The 1409-nt window shown below is 50.7% G+C and carries 1 protein-coding gene; it reads left to right on the top strand.

Going from position 1 to position 1409, the window contains the following annotated elements; genetic code table 11:
- On the top strand, nucleotides 1-1409 hold a 1409-nt coding region (locus tag QO187_RS13730), incomplete at both ends, for a cadherin-like domain-containing protein (RefSeq protein WP_371548650.1).

Raw genomic sequence — 1409 nt, 5'->3', positions numbered from 1 at the left:
GATGTTTATGAGCGCTCAGAAGACTTAGTACTGGATATCAGCAATGCACAGAACGCCACTATTGGCACGGACAGTGCCACTGGCAGCATTGTTGATGAAGACCGAGTAGCTGGTAGTGAAGATCGCTTAGGCGACTTTAATGATGGTGATGAAGCGCAGAGCACCGATCAAGGTCAGCCTGTGAGTGGCAACTTACTGGATAACACCTCAGAGACCGATCCGAGCATCAGCCTGAGTGTCTCGAACGTGCAAGTGGATACTGATGGCGATGGCGTACTAGACACCATCCCAACAGATGGCACCCCAACCGCCATCACCGATGTCAATGGCGACCCGATTGGCAGCATCACCGTTAATGCTAATGGTGACTACACCTTTACCCCAGATGCTGACTTTACCGGTGACGTTCCAGAGATTAGCTATGAGGTGGTTGATGGTAATAACCAGGTTCTTGACGACTCTAATCTGACCATCACCGTCATTCCAGGGGCTGTTGAGATTAAGATTGAAGCCACAATAGGCACAGCCACTGAAGGCACAAGTGATGACACTCTTGAGTTCAGCATCAGCCAAAATGTGGCCAGTGACCAAGATACCGTTGTTAACGTGCGCCTAGATGCAGCAAACAGTCCTGATATCACCGCCGGTGACATTGCGCGTTTGCAGTACACCAAAGCCGATGGCAGCGTGGTTGATACTACTGATCAGGGTGAGATCAGCGCCTTCTTAGCCAATGGCGACGACGTCTTAATCGCTGCGGGCAGTAAAGAGAGCCTCATCACTATCAGCGTTGCTGATGACAGCGTTTATGAGCAAACTGAAGACTTAGGTCTGATCATCTCCAATGCTGTTAACCCTAATGGCGTCACCATTACCACCGCTACTGATAGCGGGGTGATTGAAGATGAAGCGGCACAAGATGGCACCCCACAAGAAGGCGACCGTCCGACCGTTAGCATTACAGCCACCAAGGATACTGCCATAGAAGGCGAGGACAACACCTTAGAATACACCGTTGCACAGGACAACTTAAGCAACCTTGCCACTACAGTCACTGTTAAAGTGGCGACGGGCAGCAGCGAGGTTGAAGCGGCGGACATTGCTTCTATTGGCTACATTGATGCCACAGGCAGTCCTGTGACCATTACCGACAGCGCCGCCATCGAAGCGTTACTAAATGGCACCACCACCTTGCAAGTCAAAGTACCTGCAGGTAGCACAGCGGCGCCTAAAATTACAGTTATCGTCAAAGATGATGACATCTATGAGGACAGCGAGCAGCTGAGCTTTGTTATCGACAGTGCTGATAATGCCGATATCGACAGCACCGTCGCCACTGGCAGCATTGTTGATGAAGACCGAGTAGCTGGTAGTGAAGATCGCTTAGGCGACTTTAATGATGGTGATGA

This window comes from Psychrobacter sp. Arc9 (assembly GCF_041431295.1).
GTDB lineage: Bacteria > Pseudomonadota > Gammaproteobacteria > Pseudomonadales > Moraxellaceae > Psychrobacter.
The sequence above is the reverse complement of the archived record's forward strand: the minus strand, read 5'-3'. Positions and strand labels throughout refer to the sequence as shown.